The following is a 351-nucleotide window of genomic DNA, read 5'->3' as shown; positions in this document are numbered from 1 at the left end:
CCGTCCTTCTTCGGGTCATCCATGTAGCGGAGCGCGTCGCCGGAGGTGGCGGGCGTCCAGATGTCCTCGCCGACCTTCCACACGTCCGCGGCGGTGCTCCAGGTGCCGGACTGCCAGCTCTCGCAGTAGGCGCCGAACGTGTCGGACATGGCCTCGTTGAGGCCACCGGACTGACCGGAGTACGTGAGGTTGGACTCGTTCTCCGTCACGGCGTGCGTCAGCTCGTGCACGGTGACGTCGCCATCCTTGCCCAGCGGGCCGGAGTTCACGCCGTCGCCATCGCCGTACACCATCTGGGTGCCGTCCCAGTACGCGTTCACGTAGCCGGAGTCGTAGTGCACCGTGCTGATG

1 protein-coding gene is annotated in these 351 nt (G+C 67.0%); it reads right to left on the bottom strand.

Annotated elements, in window-relative coordinates; translation table 11 throughout:
* Positions 1-351 (bottom strand): M4 family metallopeptidase (locus JGU66_36475; GenBank protein MBJ6766273.1); only part of this gene is annotated, 351 nt, incomplete at both ends.

This window comes from Myxococcaceae bacterium JPH2 (assembly GCA_016458225.1).
GTDB lineage: Bacteria > Myxococcota > Myxococcia > Myxococcales > Myxococcaceae > Citreicoccus.
Note: the sequence above shows the minus strand (reverse complement) of the source record. Positions and strands in the feature narration are given on the sequence as shown.